The following is a 24,985-nucleotide window of genomic DNA, read 5'->3' as shown; positions in this document are numbered from 1 at the left end:
TCTAAATCAGATTAAAAACGTAAGTTTAAACCTAACTTATAACGAGCTTCACCTTCAAAGCTCCATGCTGGGTAACCACCTTTTAGCTCAGGCTTAACGTCAGCATCATCAGGTGCAACACCTAATTGAACACTGTCTTCTTCAAGTAAGTTAACTACTTCAAATGTGATACCTAAGTAATCAGTGATATTGTAGTTAGCACTTAAATCAAGTGTACCGAAGTCTTGATGTTCACGGTTACCGTAGAAACCTGGTAACTCACGCATCATGTATTCACTACGCCAGTTATAAGCAACACGTGCTGAGAAGTCATCCATCTCGTAGTAACCAACTAAGTTAACAGTGTGCTTAGAAGAGTCAGAAAATACGCTAACTTGATCAGGGTAGTTCTCAGCTGCAGCATCAGAATCAGCAAAGGTATAGTTAGCAGAGTAACCAAAGCCGTTGTCAAAACCATCTTGGATTTGCAGCTCTATACCTTGGATTTGACCGCCAGTACCATTTTTCTTCGTTGAAACAGTCCAGTTATCTTCACCTGAATTAGGATCAACAATACCAATGCTTTGATCTAGCTTCTGCTCTGAGGTGATAAAAGAGCTGATATCTTTGATAAAGTAAGAAGCACTCATTAACCCGTCAGGACTGAAATACCATTCCACACCTAAATCAGCTTGAGTCGCTTTAAATGGCTCAAGGGCGATATTACCGGTACTAACCACTTGGTTACCTGCAACGTCATCGTTGTAACCTTGCAGTGCCGAAGCTGCAAACATATCAGCATAATTAGGACGTGAAATCACTTGTGATGCTGAAGTACGGATAATGACATCTGGCGCCACATCAAATGCAACGTTGATACTTGGCAATACGTCATTATAACTTGCATCTTTAGTGCTTAAGTTATCGGCATAAGTACCATCAGCTTGCAGCGCGAAATAATCAGATGATGCATCTGTTGATATATAACGTAAGCCGAAGTTACCGCGCATACCGTCTGACTCAAAATTAGCCATTAAATATAACGATAGGTTTTCTTCGTTAATGGTGCCGTAGCCAGCCTTATATACGGTCCCTTCTGTCGAGAAACCATTAATTGCAGCCTTAGCATCACGTAACATGGCATCCATATCTGGCTTAGGTAAGGTATAACCTGCACCCGATGAAATTTGACCACTGTAATATGCTGATGCATCTTTTGCTGCTATATCAGCATTAACGATTGCAGGTAAAGTTAACATGCTAACATCATGATCTGCATAACGAACACCTGTTTTGAATGAGGTAATCGCACCTAAATCAGTCGGAATAGTAAAGTCTAATTGTGCGTAAGTTTCTTCATCTGAGTTTGGCTGCTTTTTAAGTGCCCAACCTGCAGGGGACAATTGACCACCAAAGTCATCTGCGGTGAAGTTTTTATTAGCAACATCTATTTTGATGATTTCACCAGTCGCATCATAAGTACCAGCATAATCAGCAGCGGTACCTAACCAGAAACCATAGTTAGAAGTTAAATCAGTACCACCTTCAGACTTGGTGTTACCCACACGACCTTCTACTTTAAACATGTCATTTTCGTAATCGAAATTGAAATCGTAAGTATTTGAGTCCATGCTAGCTTGGCGCGCCCAAGTTTGTGCCCAACCTGGGTTTTCACCATTACCATCACGGCGATAGAAAGTACAAGTGCCTAAAGAGTTACGCTGTTCACACGCTTCGTCTTTATCATCTGGGAACATCACGAATAATGAGGTATTTGCGTTGTTCGCTTTCATGTCCAGACTCATAATGTCTAAACCGAAATTTAAATTATCTGTTGGACTGTATTGGAATGAACCGTTAATAGCAGTACGTTCACGCTCTTGTTCAAAAGTCGTCGGAACAATATCACCCCAACCAATTAATGACTCAATACCATTGCGTTGATAAGTTGTTTCTGAGCCAGCTGCAGAAATTAAGAAACCAAAGTTCTCATCTTCATTTTTCCAGCTGTATAGGCCTGATAATTCAGGATCTGTTTCTTCAGAAATTGTACCGTAGTCGCCTTTAGCACTAAGGAATACAGTATTGGCATCTAAATCTAATGGCTTGCGGGTTTTAACGATAACGGTACCGCCAACACCACCTTCAGGTAAATCAGCCTGAGACGATTTATATACTTCAATTCCACCGACCATTTCTGATGGTAGTAAACTGTAGTTAAAGCTTCTGTCAATTGACTGTTGATCGTACCAACCGGTAGATGCAACTGAATGGCCGTTTAATAATGTACGAGTCAAGCTGCTAGAAGCACCACGAATCGAAACACCTTGGCCTTGACCAAATTGACGGCTCACAGCCACACCTGGTATACGCCCTAATGACTCACCCACGTCACCATCAGGAAATTTACCGATATCTTCAGCCGTTACCGCATCAACAACAGAGTTAGAAAAACGTTTATCATTAACTGAAGCCTTCATCGAGGCACGCATGCCTTTTACTTCAATTTTTTCGATATTTTCTTCTGTAGTTTCAGCATCTGCTGCAAACGCAGCAACTGAAACCATACTGCCAAGTAGGATAGCAATGTTAGTTGCTAAAACATTTTTCTTAAAATTAATAGGTCGCATCTTCATTTCCCTTCCATAACTTTATTATCGTTTTTGGATACATAACCATTCCAATCGGAATGACAACGCTGTCATGTCTAGAGCAAACATTACACAATATTTAACAGTCTTGCCACAACAAAATAACTTTATTGCAGACAAAATGTGCAAAGCCAGCTTATATAAAACAGATGTAAACACAATTAATAACTAAAAATCAGACACTTAAATGTTGACGATGTTTGTATCAAATTAAGAACAAATAGACTTTAAAGTGAACTCATCCAACCAGAAAAGTAATTCGAGATTGCCTATTAGGATAAAAATCAGCACTATTAGAGTTAAATCGGCTTAGCTTTTGTTTTTACCTACAATATTGATAACCTTCATTTGGGGATGATTGTTATCAATATAAATACAATGCTAAGTTCATCGCCTGAGTTTAAGAGTTAACAAATAATGAAAGTAACCATAAATGATGTTGCCAAACATGCTGGCGTATCAATTAAAACCGTTTCACGGGTCACCAATAACGAATCGTCAGTCAGACAAACCACGGTCGACAAGGTCAATGCAGCAATTAATGAGCTAAATTATCAACCTAACTTAGCAGCAAGAAATCTAGCAAGCACAAAATCCTATGTTATTGGTTTTATTTATGATAACCCCAATGCTTATTATATTATTGATATGCAGAACGGTATTCTTTCTGCCTGCCAAGATAAAGGCTACGAGTTGTTGATCCACCCTTGTAATGCTACCTCTGACACAATTTGTGATGAACTAACCAAAATGGTCAAACACTCTCGGCTATCGGGTTTAGTGCTCACCCCGCCAATGTCAGAAGACCCGAAGATACTTGCAGCACTTGATGAAATAGATGCTAATTATGTAAGAATTATTGCAGGCGAAAGCACTGATGCAGAAAATGGGCTTACTGTACTTGTCAATGATAAACATGGCGCTTTAGAAATCACCCAACACTTAATTGATATGGGTCATAGTGATATTGGATTTTTAAGTGGCGATCAGCAGCATGAATCAACCAAAGAACGTTTAGCTGGTTTTAAAGATGCCCTTGAGCACAATAATCTTAACGTGAATAACACCTGGGTTTTAGATGGTAAATACTCTTTCGAATCTGGGGTAGAAGGTGCCAATAAATTGATTAACTTAACCAAACGGCCTACGGCAATCGTCGCCTGTAACGATGAAATAGCTGCAGGGGCTTTATTTGCTGCGCGTTTAGCTGGGCTTGATATACCAAAAGATTTATCCATTGTAGGATTTGAGGATAGCCCCTTCTCCCGACAGACGTGGCCCAAATTAACCACAGTGCATCAACCAAACGTGAAAATTGCCAAAGTCGCCACTGAACTGTTAATCGCCAATAGCAAAGAAACGACAGAGAAAAAATCGATGGTATTTACGCCTGAGCCGGTTATTCGGGACTCATCAAGCAAACCATGATGGCAATAGTGAGCTTATAATTTATCCCCAATAAAAAAGCCTCAATAAATTATTTATTGAGGCTTTTTTAATTTAATCTATTGTAAATTAAACAGCATCTTCGTTTTCTTCGCCAGTACGGATACGAATAACACGTTCAATATCGGTTACAAATATTTTTCCATCGCCGATTTTACCCGTACGAGCAGTATCAACAATAACCTCAATGGCTTGGTCTAATTGCTCATCTTGAATAACAAGCTCGATTTTTACTTTCGGTAAAAAATCGACCATATACTCAGCACCACGATATAATTCAGTGTGACCTTTTTGACGCCCAAAGCCTTTCACTTCAGAAACCGTCATGCCTGTTATACCTATTTCAGCTAATGTTTCACGCACATCATCTAACTTAAAAGGTTTAATAACGGCTTCTACTTTTTTCATTTATCCACTCCATTCACAGGCAATATGGTATATAAGCTAATCTACGAGTTAATAGATTTTAAGCTATATCGTTAAAATACAATACTATTTATTATACTACGCTAAAGCGCTTTAAGTTTCTGTAGCTATTTTACGTTAATTTTAAAACGTGCTTTTCGTGCAATAAATCAATCCCTGTCTATACTCAATATGCGCTGCAGGATGCAGCACTTAATAAACAAGGATTGTTAGATATGAATATTCATTATTATCGTCGTGGCTTTAATTTAGTCGAGTTAATGACAACAGTAACCGTTGCAAGCATATTATTGGCCATTGGTGTACCCGCCTTAAACTCAGTTCAACTTCAAATTAGAGCTAAAAGTAATATCAGCACTATTCAACACTCACTGCAATTTGCCAGAAACATGGCCATTAACTACGGTGCAAGGGTAACTGTGTGCCCATTAGTTGATGAAAAATGCAGCACTGACTGGCGGTCTGGATATACCATATTCTTAGATACTGGTATATCAAATCAACTTGATACTGAAGATACTATTCTAAAGCAAATAAGCCCTTTCCATGCCAATGATATTGTTCAATATAATCGTAAAGCTGTACGCTTTTTACCAGATGGCCTCGCTTCAGGTACGAATGGAACCTTAACTTATTGTCCTGAAATTCATACAAGTCCTTATTCGAAGGCTGTAATTGTAAATCAAGCTGGCAGAGTTCGATATTCAACTAAAAAACTTATAAGCTGTAAAAAATAAAATAAGAATCAAGTTTGTTAATTGTTAAATTGAACTAGCGATATGACTTCAGCCTGTATCCTTAATGCTTCTATTTGTTATACTCTGAGTAAGCAATATTAAGGAGACAAAATGAAGCTGCGATTTAGTAATGGATTCACACTCGTTGAGCTTATGGTAACGATAGCTGTAGCAGCAATTCTGCTAGCAGTTGCATCACCATCTATGGTTTCACTATACGAAGGAAATCGTGCGCGAAGTGCGATTGGTAATATAGAGACCGCTTTTTTACAAGCTCGAAGTCAGGCGATTAGTTATGGCATTCAAGTTACTATTTGCCCCTTAGTTGGAACAAACTGCAGTACCGATTGGAGTGGAGGTTACAGCATCTTTATTGATGCAGCCCCAATTAATAGTCTCAACACTGATGACCTGCTAATAATAACTCAAAGCGCTATACATAGTAGTGATTTCATTAAGTCATCAGCAAGCAGTTTTACATTTAACCCCGACGGTATGTTAAATGATACCAATACAGGTTCAATGGTATATTGTCCTGGCGATACAAACAGTGCTAATTCTCGCGGAATTTCTATCGGTGTATCTGGGAGAGTTTCAGAATTAACAGGAAGTGACTGCACTTAAGTGACCACTGGTAGTTAACCAGTGAGCACTTATTCTTTATTAGTGGGTGATACTCTGTTCCCGCAGCCTATTTATTTTCTTATTCTTAAATGGCTGCCCTTCTCCTAAACATTCAAACACACGTCTGACAGTCATGACTCTATCTGAACCTTCACGATTAGATTTAAGCGTACTGACTTGTTGAGTTAATAGTGCAGCTTGGTTTTCAACAGCCTCCGCTGAAGACCAATAAAAAATTGCAATATCATCACCATTTGAGGTGTTAATATGGCAATAATAGTATTGGCTCGTTTCCGCTTGAGCTCCATGAGAAGCAAATAATAAGCTTATTGACAGAACAAATATATTAAATGAATTTTTCATTACCAGCATTCCTCCGGAGACCTAATACCTGAATCCGTTAATGTAATAGAAGCGCATGCTGAATCTCGAGTTGCTTGCACACCTTGTGCTGTAGCACTAATCGTTAGTACTCCCGCTGCAATGGTAGAATCTATCGCATAAAAAGTATTCTCTACCACCCAAGGGTCAGCATTGAGTCCAAGTTTCGTCATATCAGTTGTATACGACCGATTATCTAAATAATATTGCTCTTGCCTATTCGCTACAGCCATCAAACCAGCAAGACCGTCTGCCCTTGCGCCTTTTGCTATAAAGCCTGTATAGCTTGGATAGGCAATTGAAGCAAGAATACCAATGATTACAACTGTAATCATAACTTCTATTAAAGTAAAACCTGTCTTTTTCATTTCACTGTTCATCAAATTACTCATCTATATGATAATAAATTTTGTTAATACCTAAGCCACCGCCAATGCATTTTTCATCCCCTGGCGGACAACCATCATCAATAGGTTCAACTTTTTCCATCTCATCGCCCGCAGAACCGATACCAATAAGGTACATATAACTATCACCATCACCATTTGGAGGGATAACAAGCTGTGGAGTATCAGGAACTCGATCCCCCATTTCAAGATACTCTTGGCTGTATGAGCGAGTACCTTTGTGCAAGTCAAAGCCGTATAACCGGCCTTCACCAGTAACTAAACATTGATTTGTGGCTTCCAAATTACCTGGAACATAAGAAGTAAAAAATACCTTTCCTTGAATAATGCTTGGTGCTGAAAGGCTCTTCTCACCAGATGCGGAAAAACTATAATACCAACCGCGTTTTACTCCAAAAGCGATATTCTCATCTTCGGACTCAGGAGGTGTACTAGTCACATCATATAAACCCTCGATCTCCAATGTCTCGGGGATTTCGCTTCCTGCTGTGCCCGTAAAAGATTTCGTGACAATATTTCTATCTTGTAAAACAAAGAATTTATCTGAACGAGTCTTATCTAAAGGATGTGGTCTATGCCCAGAACCTACGGTTACTGCGTCATAAGGTACATTTTGATAACTTGTTGTGGTAGTACTTTCACCATCGACTGTAACTGTCACTTCCGAAATATTAGTAAACACTGTTTGAGCAACTGCTGCTTCTGCAAAAAAGCGTCTATCGCCTTCTTGAGATGAATCGCCCAATGAAGCAAATTTAAAGGCTGTCCACGGGTTAGTTGTGTCATTAGGTGAAGCACTAGGTAAATCCATCCGCCAAATATTTGCACCTGTATCAGTGGCATATATACGGTCGGTTAATTTATCATTATTGCTATCCAAAATAGCAACACTATTTGGAATACTATCAATAATACCTGGTAGTGAAGTTTTACTAGTCCCGCCTGACGTACCGAAGTGATGCACTAAACTACCTGTTTCAGCATTAACTATATAAACCCCACGCCCTATTGTATCGTCGTCGCCTACACCTGCTGCATCTTTTGTAGAAGGGTTATAACCGCCACCGATAATTAAAACTGGCGATGCCGTTGCTGATGCAGTATTGCCAGCAGGCACACCAGGAACAAAAGTAACGACAGGTTCAGACCATGTTTGACCAATATCAGCCATACCAGTTGAGCTAGCATCAATTTTCCACATGAATGTAGGAGAATCGGGGTTGGTAATATTTAAAGCGTAATAAGATTTACCACCTCGTCGCATTCCTATAAACAACCAGGCTTTTTCTATAGCTCCTGAAGCACTTCTTTGTACGTATGCGACTGGTGGGCTATCCATTCCATACACTGAATGAACTCCAGTTGGCACATTAGCCCTTAATTCGCGTAAATTCGGTAACAGCTCTTGTGGCATAAATGCCCACGTTTCCTCAACCTCATCACCTTTATCTTTAAACATGTGCACAAAGCCTTGGTTTGTGCCAAGTAACACTCTGACATCAGGCGAACCATCTGTTCCGTAGTTTATTGCTAATGGTTTTGAGTGTAGTGGATCGCCCATAACATCAGTACGCATATCAGATGTCGAATTATCTAAATCTTCATCATCAACATCTTTACCTTCTGCCCAGTCGAAAAGCTCCTGAAGTTCTGATTTATCAACTCCCATAAAAAGTGCTAACTCGTCTTCGCTTCCAATACCTGCACTGTTAATAGCATTTGATTTCGTAAAATCAGTTAATGCTCCACCGCTTCCAAAGTTACCGTAAAGCGTTCTATCAGCTGACTGCAGCATTAATGAGGCACCACCAATTGCAACGTCATTACCGTCACCGCCACCTGAAGTAGCAGAACAAACACTAGCAGGAGTCCAGTAAGAACAAGCCGATGAATCTAAATTACCATCATCACCAATTGCATTATTACCGTTTTTATCAACAACATCACCAGACCCAGTAACCTTGAATTTTTTAAGATTCCCTAACCAACGAGGGCCTTTGTTGGGTAAGAACATTGCATAGTAAACTGAATCTAATGTTTGCGTTCTATCAAAGTTGTTACTGGCTACTGAAGGAGAGGTGAAGCTCGAATTTGACTCTAAAATATTTGAAAAAATGTTCTGTAACGCTTCTTGCAGTTTTTGAGCATCAAGGGCGGAATAATAATCACCGCCACCACGGTTAGCAGTTTCTTGCAAGATAGGCGCTGCGCTTGCTGCGCCAGAGCTGAAACCAATAGTGTAAGTTGAAATCGTTTGCGTACCTTCCAAAGTGGTATTCACATCATTAGTATGCAACCAACCCGCTAATGCAGGTAAATAATTACTCTCATACTTTTCGCTACTGGTAATACCTAGTGCTTCCACAACACTATTAGCATCAGTATCACGTGTTGGCTCGCCATCTGTCACATAAATAACATAGGCTTTATCTTGACACTGTTTACCTTCAAAAGGCGATTCATAAATACCACTTGTTTCACTCGTTTCACTTCCTTTATCTCTACTAGGGGTACTAACGGAATCATCATCACCAAAATAGACACTTTTCCCAGAGAAGTACCGATATGCTTCATATAAATTTTCACACAAAGGTGTCCAACCATCAGCACCTAAGTCATCAATAGCTTCAAGTAAATTGTCTTTATTATCGACATTGTTTGGCGATATATCATAAATTATTCGGCCACCACTATCATCATCATCCCTATTCTCGTTAAAAACTGACAAACCAAAATCAACCCCTGGAGTTGTAACAATGGTATCTTCCATAACCCTTTTAGCGACAGCCATTCGTGAATAATTTTGCGTGCTTTTTGTACTATGATACCAGTTAACATATTTCTCAGTGTAAAGCGTGATTGACTGACCGATACCTAAGTTTGTTAATTTTGCCTTAGTAATTGCATCTTCTACCTCAGCAGCAGATGAATTTCCATCAACGTTGGTATACCTAATCGGCTCAGCACTTGTACCTAAGCCATCAACAGGAAAACCTTTGGTTACACCATTATTTTTAAAGTTACTTTCGGCTATATCTTCATAGCAATCGACTTGTTGAATACCACTACCGTCAGTTAATGGTAACTCTGACCAAACACCATTTTCGCCAACATATTTATGTTCCCGTAAAAAACCAGTAAACATGCCATAGTCTTCGAGGTAGTTTTCTGATATTTGACAACCGTTGATTTTATGTTTGAAATACTGAAGGCTTGAAGAAAGTGGCACATCACTACTACTTCTTGAGAAAAATAATTTAGTGGCATTTCTAAGATTGCCATTATCATTAAGATTCTCGTCACCACGCTCATAAGGGACATCTGTATTAAAGTTAGTTCCCATACTCCCAGAGGTATCAAATATAATAAGGACTTGTGGTTTAGAGCCTGAACGAGCTGTCGATTCAAAAACATAAAGCTCAGTGTCATCAGCAAAGCTAATTGCAGAGAAACCTATAGCTGCAAATAAAGCGGATAATGATAAATACTTAAACATGACTAACTCCCTGTTAACACTTCTTGTTCGATACCTGACACGACGGTAACTTGCCCTAAATTATTTCGGCCAAAAGCCGCCGCACTTGATATTTCAACTCGTCGACAACTAATCAAATTACCTGAATTTGCTTTAGTACTTCGTTGACAATTCACATCACCAACAGTCATTGGCGTCATGGTATTTATCACTCCAAGTGCAGCATCTAGATCCGTTGTCACAGCATTCATGGTAGCCATTACTTTTCCTTGCTTATTCGTTATGACTTTATCTTGCGCTCCTTGAACAGACATCATAGCGCCAATGCGCTCAGACCCTGCACCGGCCATCCTTAACGACTGTGTCGAATTAACAGCGAGAGCTACTCCAATTACCGTCATAATGATTAATATAATCAAAGAGAAAAAAAGCACGATACCTTGTTGCTTATAAAAAGAACCATTCATCATTTAGCTTTCCTAGTTACGTATTAACACAGGGTTCTCAAGTACCACCGTGGTCGAAACAACCTTGCGACGATAGTTATCATTTAGTGGACCAATACTCTTATCACCTAACTGATAAGTTACTTCATTTGTATAACTTCTATCTATTTGAGCCGAACGAACTAATAAGAAGACCCTTAAAGAAACTAAACGTTGAAATAGTTCGTTATCCCACATTAGTGAGGTAACATTTTGAACGGGCATATAACTATCAGCAGTATCATCCCCATTACTGTCAAAACCATACATAATGCGCATATTTTCGATACCTTCGACAAGCTGCTCATCATTATTCATACCGTTGCCTATTGATAACGTGCGGCGTTTTAACACTGGGATATCACCATCTTCCTCTACATAATAAACATGATGTTGAAATTCCCAAATTCGACTATTCGCCAGAACAGGTGCAGCCGAGCTGCCATTAAAGATTTCAATTTGATTTGAGGTTGTAGAAGCATAATATCGACTGCTATTCATCTCAGCAGCAGTAACAGAAGGACCAATTAATCTTTTTATCTGTATAACATCCGTATTTGAGTCTGGTGTAATACAATCCATATTTTCAGCACTAACATCAGCTTCATACCCCCACAACCGTCTAAAGTGAGCAGGCTGATTCTGAGGAAAACTTGCATTATTTAATCCAGCCCCAATACAATCATTAACTACAGCTGTGGCTGAAATGTTGGTATTCGTTCCAACAATAAAATCAGTACCGGTTATATCACCAGTAAAGCCAAGTTGACTTAAATCCCTATCAATAATAGCCAATGCTATACGGCCATTTTCTTGCAATTGATTAAATTGACTTGTAGTAGTGACATTCGTGGATGACATGCTAAACATAGTAAAAAGGCCAGCCGATAAAAAAAGACTGATAACCATTGCCACCATCAACTCTACAAGCGAAAAGCCATTGTGTGATTTACCTATTATTGGCATTTTATAATCCTTATAGAATAGCTGTGTTAATTTCTAACACCCTACGGCGATCGCTTGTTGTGCCGCAGTTCTTTGCAAACGAACTACCGTCTGAAGCTCCATCAGAAGTACCACGAATACCTTTCCATGTCATAACAACTGTGACATCTGACACATTAATATCAATACAAGCTGTTGCTGAATCCAATCCACCGATACTTGTGCCGGACAATTGCTCATAGTCACCTTGAAATAGTCGCTCCCATTGATACAAATCCCAACTACGAGTCTCTATAAGGGAACAAGTGCTATTCCCCCCCACTATTACATCACAAGATTTATCAGGTGCAGCGGTTAAACCGCTGTAAGTGCCTTCATAATTTACCAGTTCAGCCCTATTCAACCGCATTCTGTTAATAATGTCGTTCACATAATATGACGCCTGGGTTTGTTGAAAAGCTTCAAAACTACCTCGTTTAGAAACAATATGAAGATTAAAAATCCCAATTAACCCTACAGTCAGAATCACCAGAGAAACCATAACTTCGATTAAAGAAAATCCATTCCTTTGAGCAGGCATGAGTGTCAAATCTCCATTATTTGCCAATACATTGACGAATGTTAAATCACTATCTTTTTATAAATCCATCACTTAGCGGTTAATAATATCTGTTTACCTACACTTGAGCAAGATGTAACCGAAAGGTGTCTAGTTGTTTGCCAAATATAAGTAAATCGTTAACTTAGACTGTTTCAAGAGTATAGTCTATTAGTTGCAGATATAAAAAAACCGTAAACCTTTACAGATTTACGGTTTTTTAGCTTTTAGTTAGTTTGCGTGTTTATTAAGTGCTAGCGCAATTCAGCGGGAACAGCGAAGACAGTATCTTCTTTACGACCTTCAACCTCAGTGATTACCGATGGCTCAAATTTAGCTATCGCGTCAACAACTTGTTGAACCAGCACTTCAGGCGCTGAAGCGCCAGCAGTCACTGCTACTTTTTTTACATCTTTAAACCAAGCTTCATCAACATCGGCAGCGGTATCAACTAAATAGGCTTCTGTACCAGTTTTCTCAGCGAGTTCACGCAGTCGATTGGAGTTAGAGCTATTTTTTGAGCCTACAACAATCATTAAATCTGCTTCTGATGACATATTGCGCACTGCATCTTGACGATTTTGAGTGGCATAACAAATATCATCTTTACGCGGCCCTTCAATGGAAGGAAAACGTTGTTGCAAGGCCGCAATAATATCTAGCGTGTCATCAACTGATAATGTGGTCTGCGTGACGAAACATAGGTTATCTGGGTTATTAACCTTTAAAGACGCTACATCTTCCGGGGATTCAATCAAATAAACCCCACCTTCAGTGTTGTCGTATTGACCCATAGTGCCTTCAACCTCTGGATGGCCTTCATGGCCAATCAGAATACACTCCACGCCTTTACGGCTTGCACGAGTAACTTGAAGATGCACTTTAGTGACCAAAGGACACGTGGCATCAAATACTTTTAAACCACGCACTTTTGCTTCTTTGCGAACAGCCTGAGAAACACCATGAGCACTAAAAATCACAATACTGTTATCAGGCACTTGCTCTAACTCATCAACAAATATAGCGCCGCGGTCTTTTAGGTTTTGTACCACGTAACGGTTATGTACGACTTCATGGCGGACATAAATCGGTGGTTCAAATAACTCTAAAGCACGTTCGACAATGCTAATCGCCCGATCAACACCAGCACAAAAACCGCGCGGATTTGCCAGTAAGATGTTCAGTTCTGGCGATGTAGGATCAACTTTAAGCATTTTAAAGTACCTCTACCACTTCAAGTTCGAAAGTTAATTTCTGACCAGCTAGAGGATGATTCAAGTCTATAGTCACTGAATCACCAGCAACTTCACGAACCATACCTGGGATTTCACTGCCGCCTGGACCACCGAAACTAACAATGACACCAGGTTCTAATGCCATATCAGCAGGGAATTTACTTCTGTCCATATGATGCACAGCATCAGGATTAGACTCACCAAAAGTATCAATCGCATCTAAGGTAAAGCTGTGCTTATCACCTTTATTCAGGCTTGAAATTTCTGATTCAAATGCAGGGCTTAAGCTCTCATCACCAACATTAAAACGCGCTGGTTTTCCTGATGCTTTGGTGCTTTCTGCCGTTGAGCCATCTTCTAAAATGATATTCATATGACACACTATGGAACGTGCAAGTTGTTGCTCAGACAAAATAGACTCCCTAACTTTCTGCCGCTTGGGTTTCGGGTTTAAACGCTTCCCAAATAATCAATGCTGCACCGATAAAAATAGCTGAATCAGCAATATTAAATGCTGGATAGTGGCTGGTTTTCCAATAGAAATCGATAAAGTCCACTACGTAACCATGCATTAAACGATCAACTAAATTACCAATGGCGCCACCAATAATGAGCGTATACGCAAGGTTGGTGCGCCACAGCGACGCTGACTGTTTACGCAGCCATATCGTCAGCAGTGTGCTAAAACCAACGGCTATGATGGTAAAAAACCACCTCTGCCAGCCACCGGCTTCACTTAAAAAGCTAAACGCGGCGCCGTAATTACGCACATAGGTGAAATTAAAAATAGGTAACAGCTGTATTGATTCATACAGCTCAAAATTGGCTAACACCCATTGCTTAGATAGCTGATCGGCAATAAATACCAATACAGCTACCCAATACCAACGAATGCCGCTTTCTTTCCATGTTAGTGGCATCAAGCAAGTCCTTTATGCAAAGTCGCGATGTTCGCCATCGCCTTCGATGTTAGTTACGCAGCGGCCACATAATGTCGCATGAGACTCGACAGTGCCAACATCTTCGCTGTAGTGCCAGCAACGCTCACACTTCTGGGCTTCACTTGCTGCAACAACAAGCTTTAATGCAGCAAGCTCTGTTTCAATTGCATCAGCTGGCGCATCACTTAATGGGGCAACAATCGCTTTAGATGTTAACAATACAAAACGTAGCTCATCATTCACTTGAGCCAGTTTTGCCGCTAACTCTTCATCAGCATATAAAGTCGCTTCAGCTTGCAGTGAGCCACCAATACGCTTATCACGACGGGCTTGCTCTAATACTTTATTGACTTCGTTACGAACAGCTAAAAGTTGCTGCCAGTATTCATCATTTAAATCGTCAGCTAAGGTCACTGACTCTAGGCCTTGGTACCATTCTTGAGTAAACACGTATTGCTCACGTTCACCAGGAAGTAGCTGCCAGATTTCATCAGCGGTAAAGCTTAAGATTGGTGCAATCCAACGTACCATTGCTTCAGCAATATGGTATAAAGCAGTTTGGCAACTACGACGAGCGTGACCATCTGATTTAGCAGTATACTGGCGATCTTTAATGATATCTAAGTAGAAGCTACCAAGCTCAACAGAACAGAACTGCATTAGTTTTTGGGTCACTAAGTGGAAATTATATTGCTCGTAAGCTTCAATGATTTCTTCTTGTAGTGCTGCAGCGCGGCGTACTGCCCAGCGATCCAGTGACACCATATCTTCAGTAGCAATCATATCCGTTTCTGGATTAAAGCCACTTAAGTTAGCAAGTAAAAAGCGCGCGGTGTTACGAATACGGCGATATGAATCAGCGCTGCGATTTAAGATTTCATCAGAAACCGTCATCTCACCACTGTAATCAGTTGCTGCAACCCATAAGCGTAAGATGTCAGCGCCAAGCTTATTAATAACTTGTAGCGGTGCAATCACGTTACCTACTGATTTAGACATCTTACGGCCTTTACCATCAACGGTGAAACCGTGTGTTAGTACTTGCTTATAAGGTGCTTTACCATTCATTGCCGTTGAAATCATCAATGAAGACATGAACCAGCCGCGATGCTGATCGCTACCTTCAAGGTATAAGTCAATCTCGTGGCCTTGGAATTCAGGGCGTGATGCAACAACTGATGAGAAAGTAGAACCTGAGTCATACCAAACATCTAAAGTATCAGTCACTTTACGGTATTGATCGGCTTCATCGCCAATCAGTTCACTGATCTCAAGATCCCACCAAGCTTGAATACCTTGTTGCTCGATACGGTGCGCAACGCGCTCCATGATAGAAACGCTATCAGGGTGTAATTCTTCAGTTTCACGGTTAACTAATAACGTGATTGGTACGCCCCAGGTACGTTGGCGTGAAATACACCAGTCAGGACGGTTCTCAACCATTTTTTCAATACGGCTTTGGCCCCAGTCAGGGATCCACTGCGTTTGTTCAATTTCAGATAACGCCTGCTTACGCAAGCCATGGTTATCCATTGAGATAAACCATTGTGGCGTTGCACGGAAGATAATGGGCGTTTTGTGTCTCCAGCAATGTGGGTAGCTGTGACGATATGCCACATGACACAACAGCTGGCCTTTCTCTTCTAATAAATCAACAACACTCTTATTGGCTTTGAATACGTGTTGACCAGCAAAAAACTCAGTGTCAGCTTTATAGACACCATTGTCACCAACAGGGTTTGCGACTTCTAAGCCGTACTTTTGACCAACCACGAAATCGTCTTGACCATGACCTGGTGCAGTATGAACTACGCCAGTACCAGCTTCAGTTGTTACGTGGTCACCAAGAATGGCAGGCACATCAAATGCAGAAAGAGGATGCTTGAAACGCATTAGCTCAAGCTCAGCGCCTTTTGTAGTACCGATAACCTGATGTGACTCAGCTTCAAAGCGGGTTAAACAGCCTTCAACTAGCACTTCAGCTAAAATAACGGTTTTAGTTACGCCATCTTTAACGAGCTCAACTAGGCTGTAATCAAGCTCTGGGCTTAATGATAATGCACGGTTAGCAGGGATAGTCCAAGGCGTCGTGGTCCAAATAACCGCTGAAACCGTGTTTGTGTAACCTTCAACGCCAAATTTCGCTGCAACCGCTGCGCTATCAACGGCATTAAATGCCACATCAATAGCGGGTGAGGTTTTATCTTCGTATTCAACTTCTGCTTCTGCTAACGCTGAACCACAGTCAGTACACCAATGAACAGGTTTAACACCTTTGTGCAGGTGACCGCTTTCAATCACTTTAGATAAAGAACGTACGATGTTAGCTTCAGTGCTGTAATCCATGGTTAAGTAAGGATTATGCCAATCACCAAATACACCTAAACGAATAAAGTCTTCACGTTGACCGTCAACTTGCTTAGCGGCGTATTTACGGCATTCTTCGCGAAAATCAGCAGCTGAAATCTTTTGACCTGGTTTGCCAACTTTTTTCTCTACCATTAATTCAATTGGTAAGCCGTGACAATCCCATCCAGGAATATAAGGCGCATCAAAACCTGCCATTGTTTTAGACTTAACAATGATATCTTTTAATATTTTGTTTACCGAGTGACCAATATGGATATTGCCATTCGCATACGGGGGGCCGTCATGCAAAATAAACGGTTTGCGACCAATTCGACTGTCACGAATTTTTTGATAAAGTTCGTCTTGAGTCCAACGGTCTAACATAGCTGGCTCACGATTAGCCAGATTACCGCGCATCGGAAAATCGGTTTCCGGCAAATTCAAAGTAGATTTATAGTCGGTCATTGATCCTATACCATTATTTGGGCTGATTAATCTCAACCTGCATCATTGCTAAATAAAGCTTTTGCTTCATTTACATCATTCAAAATTTGTTTTTTTAACGCATCCAGTGACTCGAACGGATGTTCATCACGGATTTTTGCCACTAATTCAACTTCCACTCTTTTACCGTATAAGTCACCAGAGTAGTCGAATAAGTGCACTTCTAATTGACAGACTTGCCCTTCAACAGTTGGCCTAAAACCAACATTAGCAACGCCTTCATAAATATCACTGCCATCCCAATACATTTTTACCGCAAACACCCCTCTAACAGGTGATACTTTGCGCTTTAATGCAATGTTGGCAGTTGGAAAACCAATGGTTCGCCCAATTTCTTGGCCGTGGGCCACTTTACCTGACAGTAACACTGGGTGCCCGAGTAAACGCCTTGCTTGCTCTAAGTTCCCTAATGCTAACTGCTCACGAACCGCAGTGGAGCTCACTCTGGTCGAACCTAAGATAAAGCTTTGGGTACTGACCACAGTAAAACCGAACTTTTTACCCGCTTCAAGTAACATATCAAAGGTGCCAGTTCTGTTTTTACCAAAACAAAAATCATCACCAACCACTAGATACTTCACCCCTAATTTATTGACTAATAAATCTTCAATAAATTGCTCTGCCGGTTGATTAGCAAAACGAGTATTAAAATTAGCACACAGAAGACGATCAATATTGAGCTCTTCTAGCAAACTAATTTTATCTCTTAATAAGCTAATTCTTGCAGGGGCATCTTGTTGGCGAAATAACTCTTGCGGTTGTGGCTCAAAGGTCATTACTACAGCAGGTAGCTGAAAGTGTTTAGCTTTATTAACTAAATTATTAATCACTTGCGCATGACCACGATGCACACCATCAAAGTTACCAATAGTGAGCACGCATCCATTATGCGAAGGTAAAATATTATGTATACCGCGAATTAGTTCCATTACGCCAAACAACTGCTACTGTAAATCGGCTGATTATATACTAGATAGAATGGATAATCAGCATTCATGATCGACGTTTCATTGTCCAAGGTTTTAGCCCCATTAGCACTAAGCTGAATAAATAGGCTAATGCACCTAATATGATGAGTTTTAACAGGCTGTAAACCTTAACTTGCATTGCCATATCTAACCACATTTGCTGCTCTGGTAATAAGTAAACTAAAAGCGCTGCCATCACGAGTGTCGCAATGACCACTTTAGCGAAAAATACCATGGTTGAACGATTGACTTTATAGACACCAGCTAGGTGTAAGCCTCGATATAACAGGCCGGCATTAAGAAAGGCTGACATAGAAGTGGCAATTGCAAGTCCTACGTAGCCAAATGGAATGGCAAAAATGATATTGAACACCATATTGCTTACCATGGCGATAATACCGAATTTAACTGGGGTTTTAGTATCTTGGCGTGAGTAATACCCCGGCGCCAATACTTTAATCATCATAAAACTCAGTAAGCCACAACCATAAGCCACTAAACTGTACGATGCCATCTCAACATCAGATACTGTAAATGCGCCGCGCATAAAAAGCACCATTAACATCGGCTGAGCAAGAATGATTAATCCCAGCATGGCTGGCATGCCCAATAATAAAATGGCTCTTACTCCCCAGTCCATAGTGTCACTAAAACCACTGCCTTTATCATCAATATGCTTTCTAGATAAAGCTGGCAAAATAACCGTCGCAATGGCAATACCAAACAATCCTAAAGGGAACTCAAGTAAGCGGTCTGAGTAGTAAAGCCAACTAATAGAGCCTGTCATTAAAAAACTGGCAATAAAGGTATCGAACAGTAAATTGATTTGCGAAACAGAAACGCCAAATAATGCAGGGATCATTAAGGTTCTGATTTTCACGACCCCACTGTGGTTCCAGCCCCATGACGGTTTTACTAAGGCATTTTCACGTAGTAAAAACGGAATTTGAAACAAAAACTGCACTAAACCACCAAAAAACACCCCTAAAGCTAAAGCGATTTCAGGTTGTTCCATCTTGGGGGCAAACACTAAAGCGGCAATAATAATGGTTATATTCAAAAATACGGGTGTAAAGGCCGAAACCGCAAATTTGCCCCGGGTATTTAAAATTGAGCCAGCTAACGCCGTTAGCGTAATGAACCATAAATAAGGAAAGGTAATTTTTAACATCAAAGAAGCGAGTTCAAACTTAGCCGCGCCAGGGCCACCATTTAACCAATCATAAAACCAACCACCAGCGAATAAAGCAGCGAGTATCGGTGAGCCAATGACGCCTATTAAGGTAACCACACTGACAATACCACCTAATGTTCCAGCGACCTTGCCAATCAGCTCACGGGTTTCTTCAGGTGTTTTGTTTTGTTGGTATTCCGTGAGTACCGGCACGAATGCCTGTGCAAAGGCCCCTTCAGCAAATAGTCGGCGTAAAAAATTAGGGATTTTATTAGCAAAAATAAAAACGTCAGCACTACTGCCAGCCCCCATCAAATTGGCAATAACCACATCTCTAACTAAGCCAAGCACCCGAGATATCAAGGTCATAACACTGACGATAGCACCTGATTTTAATAACGATTTACTCAAGCATTACTCCAAAGTCGCACATACGCGTTTAAATTAAGTCTGATATATCTCAAATTTTCAATTCTAATGCTGTCTATGGGGTATAAGAACTGATAGAATTGCGCCACATCTTACACGAGTTGGGTTGAAGATAACCAAGCAAGGTATTTTATTTGTCTTTTTGACGAGTTTTTTACCATATTCATTGACAAAATGAATAAAAGCAGGCATATTCCTCGCCCTCAAAGTATTAAACCCAGTTTTAGGAGTTGCACCTTGGCTAATAGCAAGTCTGCAAAGAAGCGCGCGCTTCAGTCTGAAAAACGTCGTCAGCATAATGCTAGTCGTCGTTCAATGTTACGTACATACGTTAAAAGAGTTATCGCTGCTATCCAGAGCGGTGACCACAAAGCGGCTACAGAAGCATTCGCAGCAGCACAACCAATTGTTGACCGTATGGCGACTAAAGGCCTTATTCACAAGAATAAAGCTGCTCGTCAAAAGGCACGTATAAACGCAAAAATCAAAGCACTAGCTGCTTAATTTTAGCGATTTATATTACAAAAACCGACTTAGGTCGGTTTTTTTATATCTGCAATAAAATAACTCACAAAAATACTCTCTCCACTTGCCCAGCCTTCAAGCTTTTACGGACATTTTTGCGCTAAATATCAAATCCATATTTAAGACATAAAAAAACGCCTTAACTCGATCTCACTGTCATCAGTAGCAAGATATTGTTAAGACGTTATAGGTATCAAAATTATTGCCATTAATGGCAGTATAAATTATCCAATACTTTTATTAGCTCACGAACTTCATCACTTTTAAGTGAATAAAACACAGTTTGCGCTTCTTTACGTGTACAAACGAGATTGTCTTTTCTCAGCCAAGCTAAATGCTGCGATAACGCAGATTGGCTTAGACCTAGTTTTTTATTCATCTCACCGACACACATTTCACCTTCATTCAGCAAATGGCACAAAATAAATAAACGGCGTTCATTTGCCAGTGCCTTTAGCATTACCACAGCATGATCTGCTCGCTGCTGCATCATTTCTATATTCATCACGCGTTAGCTCTCCTTAATCATCACTGAGACTAATATAGCCTTCCCTAACAAATCGGGCAGCGACATGAAGCACACTTTTTGGTAGATTGTTTTTAAAAATGAGACTTAGCTAATAAAAATGAAGGAAACTCATGAAAAACTATAAGAAATCAATTTTTACAGGGATAGTTTTAGCCGCTATATCAGGCTGTCAAAGCCAGACAAATGATACCCAAGTAACACAATTACCACAGTCTGCTAACGATGTAATTAGCCAGCAACTAGCCACAAAGGCGTTATCTTCTACTTTAGGTTATGACATTGTTGAATCATTGACAGTGGAAGTCGGCCCTCGACTCGCCGGTTCCGAGAAAGATCTCATCGCAGTCGAATGGGCGATGAATAAACTCAAAAGCTTAGGTTTTGATAAGGTCTATAAGGAATCTGTCCAAGTCCCAGCTTGGTCACGAGGCCATGCTCAGGCATCAATCGTCTCACCGTTTGAGCAACCGCTGGTCATTAGCGCTCTAGGTGGCAGCGTGGCAACGCCTGAGTCAGGTTTACAAGCCCAGATAGTGCGCTTTGACACCCTTGCTGCACTACAAGTCGCCGATCCAGCATTAGTCGAAGGCAAAATTGTCTTTATTGATCATAAAACCGAGCGCCATATTAGTGGTAAAGGCTATGGTCAGTCTGTTGGCGGCCGCTCAAGAGGCGCGGTTGCTGCAGCAGAAAAAGGCGCTGTCGCTGTGGTCATTCGCTCAATAGGTACCGATCATGACCGCATGGCCCATACCGGCATGATGCGTTACAAAGATGGAGTGGCAAAAATTCCAGCTGCTGCATTGTCTGCACCAGATGCTGATATGATTAATGCCATGTTAAAAAGAGATAAGAACATCAGCTTATCACTTAACCTATCTTCAAAGAATTTAGGGGTCGCAACATCCTACAATGTTATTGCCGAGGTAACTGGCAGTAGTAAGGCTGAAGAAGTGGTGCTGATTGGCGCTCACCTTGACTCTTGGGATGAAGGCACGGGTGCAATTGATGATGGTGCAGGCGTTGCGATTGTGACTGCAGCGGCGAAATTGATTCAAGATTTACCTCAAAAACCAGCGAGAACCATTCGAGTGGTATTATATGCCGCAGAAGAAGTGGGATTAGTTGGCGGTAAGGCTTATGCAAAGCAACATGCTGACGAGCTGGTTAATCATTATATTGCCGCAGAATCTGATTTTGGCGCAGGCAAGATTTACCAAATTGATTTCAACGTTAATCCACACGTATTTGAGCAAGTTAAAACTGAGCACAGTTCAATGACCATCAACGGGGTTAAGTTAGGGAACAATAACGCTTCTGGTGGCCCTGACGTGTCTATGATGCCCTCTCTAGGTGTCCCTGTGGCGTCCCTTCGACAAGATGGTACTGATTACTTTGATTATCACCACACCCCTAACGACACTTTAGATAAAATCGACCCTACCGCATTAGCGCAAAATGTCGCTGCTTATGCGCAATTTGCTTATATCATGGCGCAATCAGAACTTAACTTACGCCCATTAGCTAAAAAGGCCGATAAGAAATAATCTATCAGCCTTTTATCGCAAAAAAGCAGTTAAGGAGTTCAAACCTTAGCTGCTTTTTTATTAAGTATTTTTTTACCCGTTACATTACACTGAAACTTGTAGTGGTTACTTAATTTGCTCTTCTCTTAAAAACACTGGCGCTGCAGGTGTCGATAAGTCTTCACTGTAATAATAGCCATCTAAGTCAAATTGCTGCAATTGTGCCAATGACGTCACATCGTTTTGGATAATGTAACGCGCCATCAAGCCGCGGGCTCTTTTGGCATAAAAACTGATCACCTTGTATTGACCATTTTTGCAGTCTTTAAATACCGGGGTGATTAAAGTGGCCTTAAGTAGTTTGGGTTTAACCGCTTTAAAATACTCATTTGAAGCTAAATTAATGACGATATCATCGCTTTGATTAGCAACAGCTGCGTTAACTTCATTGGTGATTGTCTCGCCCCAAAATGCATAAAGACTTTTACCTGCGGGGTTTACCAAGCTGGTGCCCATTTCTAAACGGTAGGCTTGCATCAAATCCAGCGGCTTCAGTAAGCCATACAAACCAGATAAAATTCGTAGGTGCTTTTGAGCCTTATCGATTTCCATATCAGACAGTGAGTCCGCATCAAGGCCGGTATATACATCGCCCCTAAAGGCAAACATAGCTTGCTTGGCATTATCTAGAGTAAAACGTGGTTGCCACTGTGCAAATCGAGCCGCATTCAAACCTGCTATTTTATCGCTCACTTTCATTAAAGAGGCAATATCCATTGGCGTCAATTCACGACATACGTCAATCAATTGTTGGCTGTAATCTAGCAAAGTCGGTTGAGTAAACTTCTTGGTTGATGCAGGCGTTTCAAAATCAAGTGTTTTGGCAGGAGAAACTAATACTAGCATTGCTGATAATCCTATTTTATAAAATGGACTCTAATTCATGCTATCTATCATACTGAGCTTCATAAAAAAAACCATGCAATTACTGCATGGTTTTTTAGATTGTGCTAAATGCTTTTTTCAGATTTGATTAATCTGCAATTAACATTCGCGATTAAGTAAAGTGAGTTACTTGGTCACTTCAACTTCTTTATTGATCCAAATCCCATCTTCTATCTGACCTTCAAGCTCTGGGAACTTAGTCGTATCAAATACAGGATCTTCACCCTTATTAACTTGTTGGCGGTAATCATTAATAATTCTCACCGCTAAACCTGACAATAACAGCAGGGCAATCATATTAACTAACGCCATCAAGCCCATAGAAACGTCGGCTAAATCCCAAACGATGCCAATCTTAGCCACTGCGCCAAACATAACCATACCTAATACTGCGATACGGAAGATTGGTAGTGCACCTTTTTTATTGCCAGATAGAAACATCACGTTAGTTTCTGCATACGAATAGTTAGCAATAATTGACGTGAAACAGAAAAGTAAAATAGCAAAGGCAATAAATGCCCCACCCCAGTCACCCACATGATGCGTTAATGCATTAATGGTTCTTGCAATACCATCACCAGAGCCGCCACCATCACCAGACAATAAGATAATTGCCGCAGTAGCAGTACAGATAACAATAGTGTCCACAAACACACCCATCATTTGCACAAAACCTTGTGACGCTGGGTGATTAGGATTCGGTGAAGCACTTGCTGCAATATTGGCGGCACTACCCATACCTGCTTCATTAGAGAACAAGCCGCGAGCAATACCCGCCTGCATTGCTTGAGCAACACTGTATGCTACACCACCAGCAGCGGCCTCTTGCCAGCCAAATGCACTGTTAATCACCAACATAAATACGGCAGGCAATTGCTCAACATTCATTAAAACAACAACCAAGGCAATCGCAATGTAGGCTAATGCCATAATCGGAACGATAATTTCTGACACTCTAGCGACCTTTTTAAGACCGCCCATAATCACGAGGCCACTCAATAGCGCAATCCCAAGACCGACATAAATTGGATTTAAATCAAATACGGCAGTCATTGCACCAGAGATAGTATTTGCTTGAACAGCATTAAACACTAAGCCAAAACAAATAATCAGTAGGATTGAAAATAGAATCCCCATCCAGCGTTGGCCAAGGCCTTTTTCCATATAATATGAAGGGCCACCACGATACTGCCCGTCAACGTCTTTAACTTTATAAACTTGCGCTAACGTTGACTCGATCATTGCCGTCGCCATACCGAGCATGGCAATGGCCCACATCCAAAATACTGCCCCAGGACCTGCGGCACCGATTGCAACCGCAACACCAGCCATATTACCGGCTCCGACACGGGCAGCCATACTGGTACAAAAAACTTGAAATGAAGATAAGCCATGCTTACCAGGGCGGCGGCTAATCGCTAATACTTTAACGCCGTGTACGAAATGAGTAATTTGAATACAGCCAAGACGAACAGTAAAAAAGATACCTGCGCCTACCAGCCCATAAACTAACAATTTACCCCAGAGTAAATTGTTCATGAAACCAACAATTGTTTCTAACATTGCCATTTGCTTAATCTATTCCTTGGAATAACTTTATTTTGTAAAAATATGCTTAAACCGAGCAACACCTTCAGACAAAATAAAATTATCGAATTATTATAATGAGCTCATCAAAATCTAAGTTCGCAGCCTCAGCATGTATT

The 24,985-nt window shown here is 40.7% G+C and carries 22 protein-coding genes; 5 read left to right on the top strand and 17 right to left on the bottom strand.

Annotated elements, in window-relative coordinates; all coding sequences use genetic code 11:
* Nucleotides 1-11: 11 nt before the first annotated feature.
* A complete protein-coding gene (locus tag Q4533_RS00725) occupies nt 12-2,609 on the bottom strand; it encodes a TonB-dependent receptor (RefSeq protein ID WP_102439280.1) in 2,598 nt (865 codons plus the stop codon).
* Nucleotides 2,610-3,047: 438 nt separating this feature from the next.
* Between Q4533_RS00725 and Q4533_RS00720 the strand changes: the two genes are divergently transcribed.
* The gene (locus Q4533_RS00720; protein WP_102475634.1) at nt 3,048-4,058 is read left to right on the top strand and encodes a LacI family DNA-binding transcriptional regulator; all 1,011 of its coding nucleotides are present in this window, start codon (nt 3,048-3,050) and stop codon (nt 4,056-4,058) included.
* 87 nt (nt 4,059-4,145) lie between these two features.
* On the opposite strand, the gene Q4533_RS00715 is transcribed toward Q4533_RS00720, so the two are convergent.
* A complete protein-coding gene (locus Q4533_RS00715; RefSeq protein WP_102439193.1) occupies nt 4,146-4,484 on the bottom strand; it encodes a P-II family nitrogen regulator in 339 nt (112 codons plus the stop codon).
* A 233-nt stretch (nt 4,485-4,717) separates the two neighbouring features.
* Between Q4533_RS00715 and Q4533_RS00710 the strand changes: the two genes are divergently transcribed.
* Complete coding sequence (locus Q4533_RS00710; RefSeq protein ID WP_303501321.1) at nt 4,718-5,239, top strand: GspH/FimT family pseudopilin; 522 nt, start codon at nt 4,718-4,720, stop codon at nt 5,237-5,239.
* A gap of 111 nt (nt 5,240-5,350) precedes the next feature.
* On the top strand, nt 5,351-5,863 hold the full coding sequence (locus Q4533_RS00705; RefSeq protein WP_303446496.1) for a GspH/FimT family pseudopilin: 513 nt from the start codon (nt 5,351-5,353) through the stop codon (nt 5,861-5,863).
* A 39-nt stretch (nt 5,864-5,902) separates the two neighbouring features.
* Here Q4533_RS00705 and Q4533_RS00700 read toward each other — a convergent pair whose 3' ends face one another.
* The 12 genes from Q4533_RS00700 to murJ all read right to left on the bottom strand — a co-directional run bounded on the left by Q4533_RS00700 (nt 5,903) and on the right by murJ (nt 19,736).
* Nucleotides 5,903-6,226: a TapY2 family type IVa secretion system protein gene (locus tag Q4533_RS00700; RefSeq protein WP_303446497.1), complete on the bottom strand. Its 324-nt coding sequence runs from the start codon at nt 6,224-6,226 to the stop codon at nt 5,903-5,905.
* A complete protein-coding gene (locus tag Q4533_RS00695; RefSeq protein ID WP_303501319.1) occupies nt 6,226-6,612 on the bottom strand; it encodes a type IV pilin protein in 387 nt (128 codons plus the stop codon). Before Q4533_RS00695 ends, Q4533_RS00700 begins: the two co-directional genes overlap by 1 nt.
* Before the next feature lie 16 nt (nt 6,613-6,628).
* The gene (locus Q4533_RS00690; protein ID WP_303501317.1) at nt 6,629-10,147 is read right to left on the bottom strand and encodes a pilus assembly protein; all 3,519 of its coding nucleotides are present in this window, start codon (nt 10,145-10,147) and stop codon (nt 6,629-6,631) included.
* A gap of 2 nt (nt 10,148-10,149) precedes the next feature.
* Nucleotides 10,150-10,596, bottom strand: a complete 447-nt coding sequence (locus tag Q4533_RS00685) for a pilus assembly PilX N-terminal domain-containing protein (RefSeq protein ID WP_303446500.1) — start codon at nt 10,594-10,596, stop codon at nt 10,150-10,152.
* Between the two features lie 9 nt (nt 10,597-10,605).
* A complete protein-coding gene (locus tag Q4533_RS00680; protein ID WP_303501315.1) occupies nt 10,606-11,577 on the bottom strand; it encodes a PilW family protein in 972 nt (323 codons plus the stop codon).
* 10 nt (nt 11,578-11,587) lie between these two features.
* The gene (gene pilV, locus Q4533_RS00675) at nt 11,588-12,136 is read right to left on the bottom strand and encodes a type IV pilus modification protein PilV (RefSeq protein ID WP_303501312.1); all 549 of its coding nucleotides are present in this window, start codon (nt 12,134-12,136) and stop codon (nt 11,588-11,590) included.
* Between the two features lie 272 nt (nt 12,137-12,408).
* A complete protein-coding gene (gene ispH, locus Q4533_RS00670) occupies nt 12,409-13,338 on the bottom strand; it encodes a 4-hydroxy-3-methylbut-2-enyl diphosphate reductase (RefSeq protein WP_303501499.1) in 930 nt (309 codons plus the stop codon).
* 31 nt (nt 13,339-13,369) lie between these two features.
* Nucleotides 13,370-13,801 (bottom strand): FKBP-type peptidyl-prolyl cis-trans isomerase, encoded by a 432-nt coding sequence (fkpB, locus tag Q4533_RS00665; protein ID WP_277869342.1) that lies wholly within the window; start codon nt 13,799-13,801, stop codon nt 13,370-13,372.
* Between the two features lie 10 nt (nt 13,802-13,811).
* Nucleotides 13,812-14,309: a signal peptidase II gene (gene lspA, locus Q4533_RS00660; protein WP_076542956.1), complete on the bottom strand. Its 498-nt coding sequence runs from the start codon at nt 14,307-14,309 to the stop codon at nt 13,812-13,814.
* Nucleotides 14,310-14,321: 12 nt separating this feature from the next.
* Nucleotides 14,322-17,144, bottom strand: a complete 2,823-nt coding sequence (gene ileS, locus Q4533_RS00655; protein WP_102475625.1) for an isoleucine--tRNA ligase — start codon at nt 17,142-17,144, stop codon at nt 14,322-14,324.
* A gap of 32 nt (nt 17,145-17,176) precedes the next feature.
* Nucleotides 17,177-18,112 carry a bifunctional riboflavin kinase/FAD synthetase gene (gene ribF, locus Q4533_RS00650; protein ID WP_303501311.1) on the bottom strand — a complete coding sequence of 312 codons (936 nt, stop codon included), beginning with the start codon at nt 18,110-18,112 and terminating at the stop codon, nt 17,177-17,179.
* Between the two features lie 64 nt (nt 18,113-18,176).
* Entirely contained in the window at nt 18,177-19,736 is a 1,560-nt protein-coding gene (gene murJ, locus Q4533_RS00645) for a murein biosynthesis integral membrane protein MurJ (RefSeq protein ID WP_303501310.1), read from the bottom strand.
* A gap of 255 nt (nt 19,737-19,991) precedes the next feature.
* Here murJ and rpsT point away from each other — a divergent pair, with 255 nt between their 5' ends.
* Nucleotides 19,992-20,258: a 30S ribosomal protein S20 gene (gene rpsT, locus Q4533_RS00640; protein ID WP_076542960.1), complete on the top strand. Its 267-nt coding sequence runs from the start codon at nt 19,992-19,994 to the stop codon at nt 20,256-20,258.
* Between the two features lie 229 nt (nt 20,259-20,487).
* Here the strand turns inward: rpsT and Q4533_RS00635 are convergent, their stop codons facing one another.
* Nucleotides 20,488-20,784 carry a metalloregulator ArsR/SmtB family transcription factor gene (locus Q4533_RS00635; RefSeq protein WP_076542961.1) on the bottom strand — a complete coding sequence of 99 codons (297 nt, stop codon included), beginning with the start codon at nt 20,782-20,784 and terminating at the stop codon, nt 20,488-20,490.
* Between the two features lie 134 nt (nt 20,785-20,918).
* Here Q4533_RS00635 and Q4533_RS00630 point away from each other — a divergent pair, with 134 nt between their 5' ends.
* Nucleotides 20,919-22,355 (top strand): M20/M25/M40 family metallo-hydrolase, encoded by a 1,437-nt coding sequence (locus Q4533_RS00630; RefSeq protein ID WP_102439207.1) that lies wholly within the window; start codon nt 20,919-20,921, stop codon nt 22,353-22,355.
* Nucleotides 22,356-22,460: 105 nt separating this feature from the next.
* Here the strand turns inward: Q4533_RS00630 and yaaA are convergent, their stop codons facing one another.
* Together yaaA and Q4533_RS00620 are read right to left on the bottom strand one after the other, a co-directional pair.
* Nucleotides 22,461-23,240: a peroxide stress protein YaaA gene (yaaA, locus tag Q4533_RS00625; protein ID WP_102475624.1), complete on the bottom strand. Its 780-nt coding sequence runs from the start codon at nt 23,238-23,240 to the stop codon at nt 22,461-22,463.
* Nucleotides 23,241-23,405: 165 nt separating this feature from the next.
* Entirely contained in the window at nt 23,406-24,842 is a 1,437-nt protein-coding gene (locus tag Q4533_RS00620; protein ID WP_076542978.1) for a sodium:alanine symporter family protein, read from the bottom strand.
* Nucleotides 24,843-24,985 lie beyond the last annotated feature (143 nt).

Origin of the sequence: Shewanella sp. 6_MG-2023 (assembly GCF_030547195.1) — a bacterium.
Lineage (GTDB): Bacteria > Pseudomonadota > Gammaproteobacteria > Enterobacterales > Shewanellaceae > Shewanella.
The sequence above is the reverse complement of the archived record's forward strand: the minus strand, read 5'-3'. Positions and strand labels throughout refer to the sequence as shown.

Coding starts and splice junctions, on each gene's coding strand:
- Q4533_RS00725 (WP_102439280.1), bottom strand. CDS start 2,609: ATGCGACCTATTAATTTTAAGAAAAATGTTTTAGCAACTAACATTGCT.
- Q4533_RS00720 (WP_102475634.1), top strand. CDS start 3,048: ATGAAAGTAACCATAAATGATGTTGCCAAACATGCTGGCGTATCAATT.
- Q4533_RS00715 (WP_102439193.1), bottom strand. CDS start 4,484: ATGAAAAAAGTAGAAGCCGTTATTAAACCTTTTAAGTTAGATGATGTG.
- Q4533_RS00710 (WP_303501321.1), top strand. CDS start 4,718: ATGAATATTCATTATTATCGTCGTGGCTTTAATTTAGTCGAGTTAATG.
- Q4533_RS00705 (WP_303446496.1), top strand. CDS start 5,351: ATGAAGCTGCGATTTAGTAATGGATTCACACTCGTTGAGCTTATGGTA.
- Q4533_RS00700 (WP_303446497.1), bottom strand. CDS start 6,226: ATGAAAAATTCATTTAATATATTTGTTCTGTCAATAAGCTTATTATTT.
- Q4533_RS00695 (WP_303501319.1), bottom strand. CDS start 6,612: ATGAAAAAGACAGGTTTTACTTTAATAGAAGTTATGATTACAGTTGTA.
- Q4533_RS00690 (WP_303501317.1), bottom strand. CDS start 10,147: ATGTTTAAGTATTTATCATTATCCGCTTTATTTGCAGCTATAGGTTTC.
- Q4533_RS00685 (WP_303446500.1), bottom strand. CDS start 10,596: ATGATGAATGGTTCTTTTTATAAGCAACAAGGTATCGTGCTTTTTTTC.
- Q4533_RS00680 (WP_303501315.1), bottom strand. CDS start 11,577: ATGCCAATAATAGGTAAATCACACAATGGCTTTTCGCTTGTAGAGTTG.
- pilV (WP_303501312.1), bottom strand. CDS start 12,136: ATGCCTGCTCAAAGGAATGGATTTTCTTTAATCGAAGTTATGGTTTCT.
- lspA (WP_076542956.1), bottom strand. CDS start 14,309: ATGCCACTAACATGGAAAGAAAGCGGCATTCGTTGGTATTGGGTAGCT.
- ileS (WP_102475625.1), bottom strand. CDS start 17,144: ATGACCGACTATAAATCTACTTTGAATTTGCCGGAAACCGATTTTCCG.
- ribF (WP_303501311.1), bottom strand. CDS start 18,112: ATGGAACTAATTCGCGGTATACATAATATTTTACCTTCGCATAATGGA.
- Q4533_RS00635 (WP_076542961.1), bottom strand. CDS start 20,784: ATGAATATAGAAATGATGCAGCAGCGAGCAGATCATGCTGTGGTAATG.
- Q4533_RS00630 (WP_102439207.1), top strand. CDS start 20,919: ATGAAAAACTATAAGAAATCAATTTTTACAGGGATAGTTTTAGCCGCT.
- yaaA (WP_102475624.1), bottom strand. CDS start 23,240: ATGCTAGTATTAGTTTCTCCTGCCAAAACACTTGATTTTGAAACGCCT.
- Q4533_RS00620 (WP_076542978.1), bottom strand. CDS start 24,842: ATGTTAGAAACAATTGTTGGTTTCATGAACAATTTACTCTGGGGTAAA.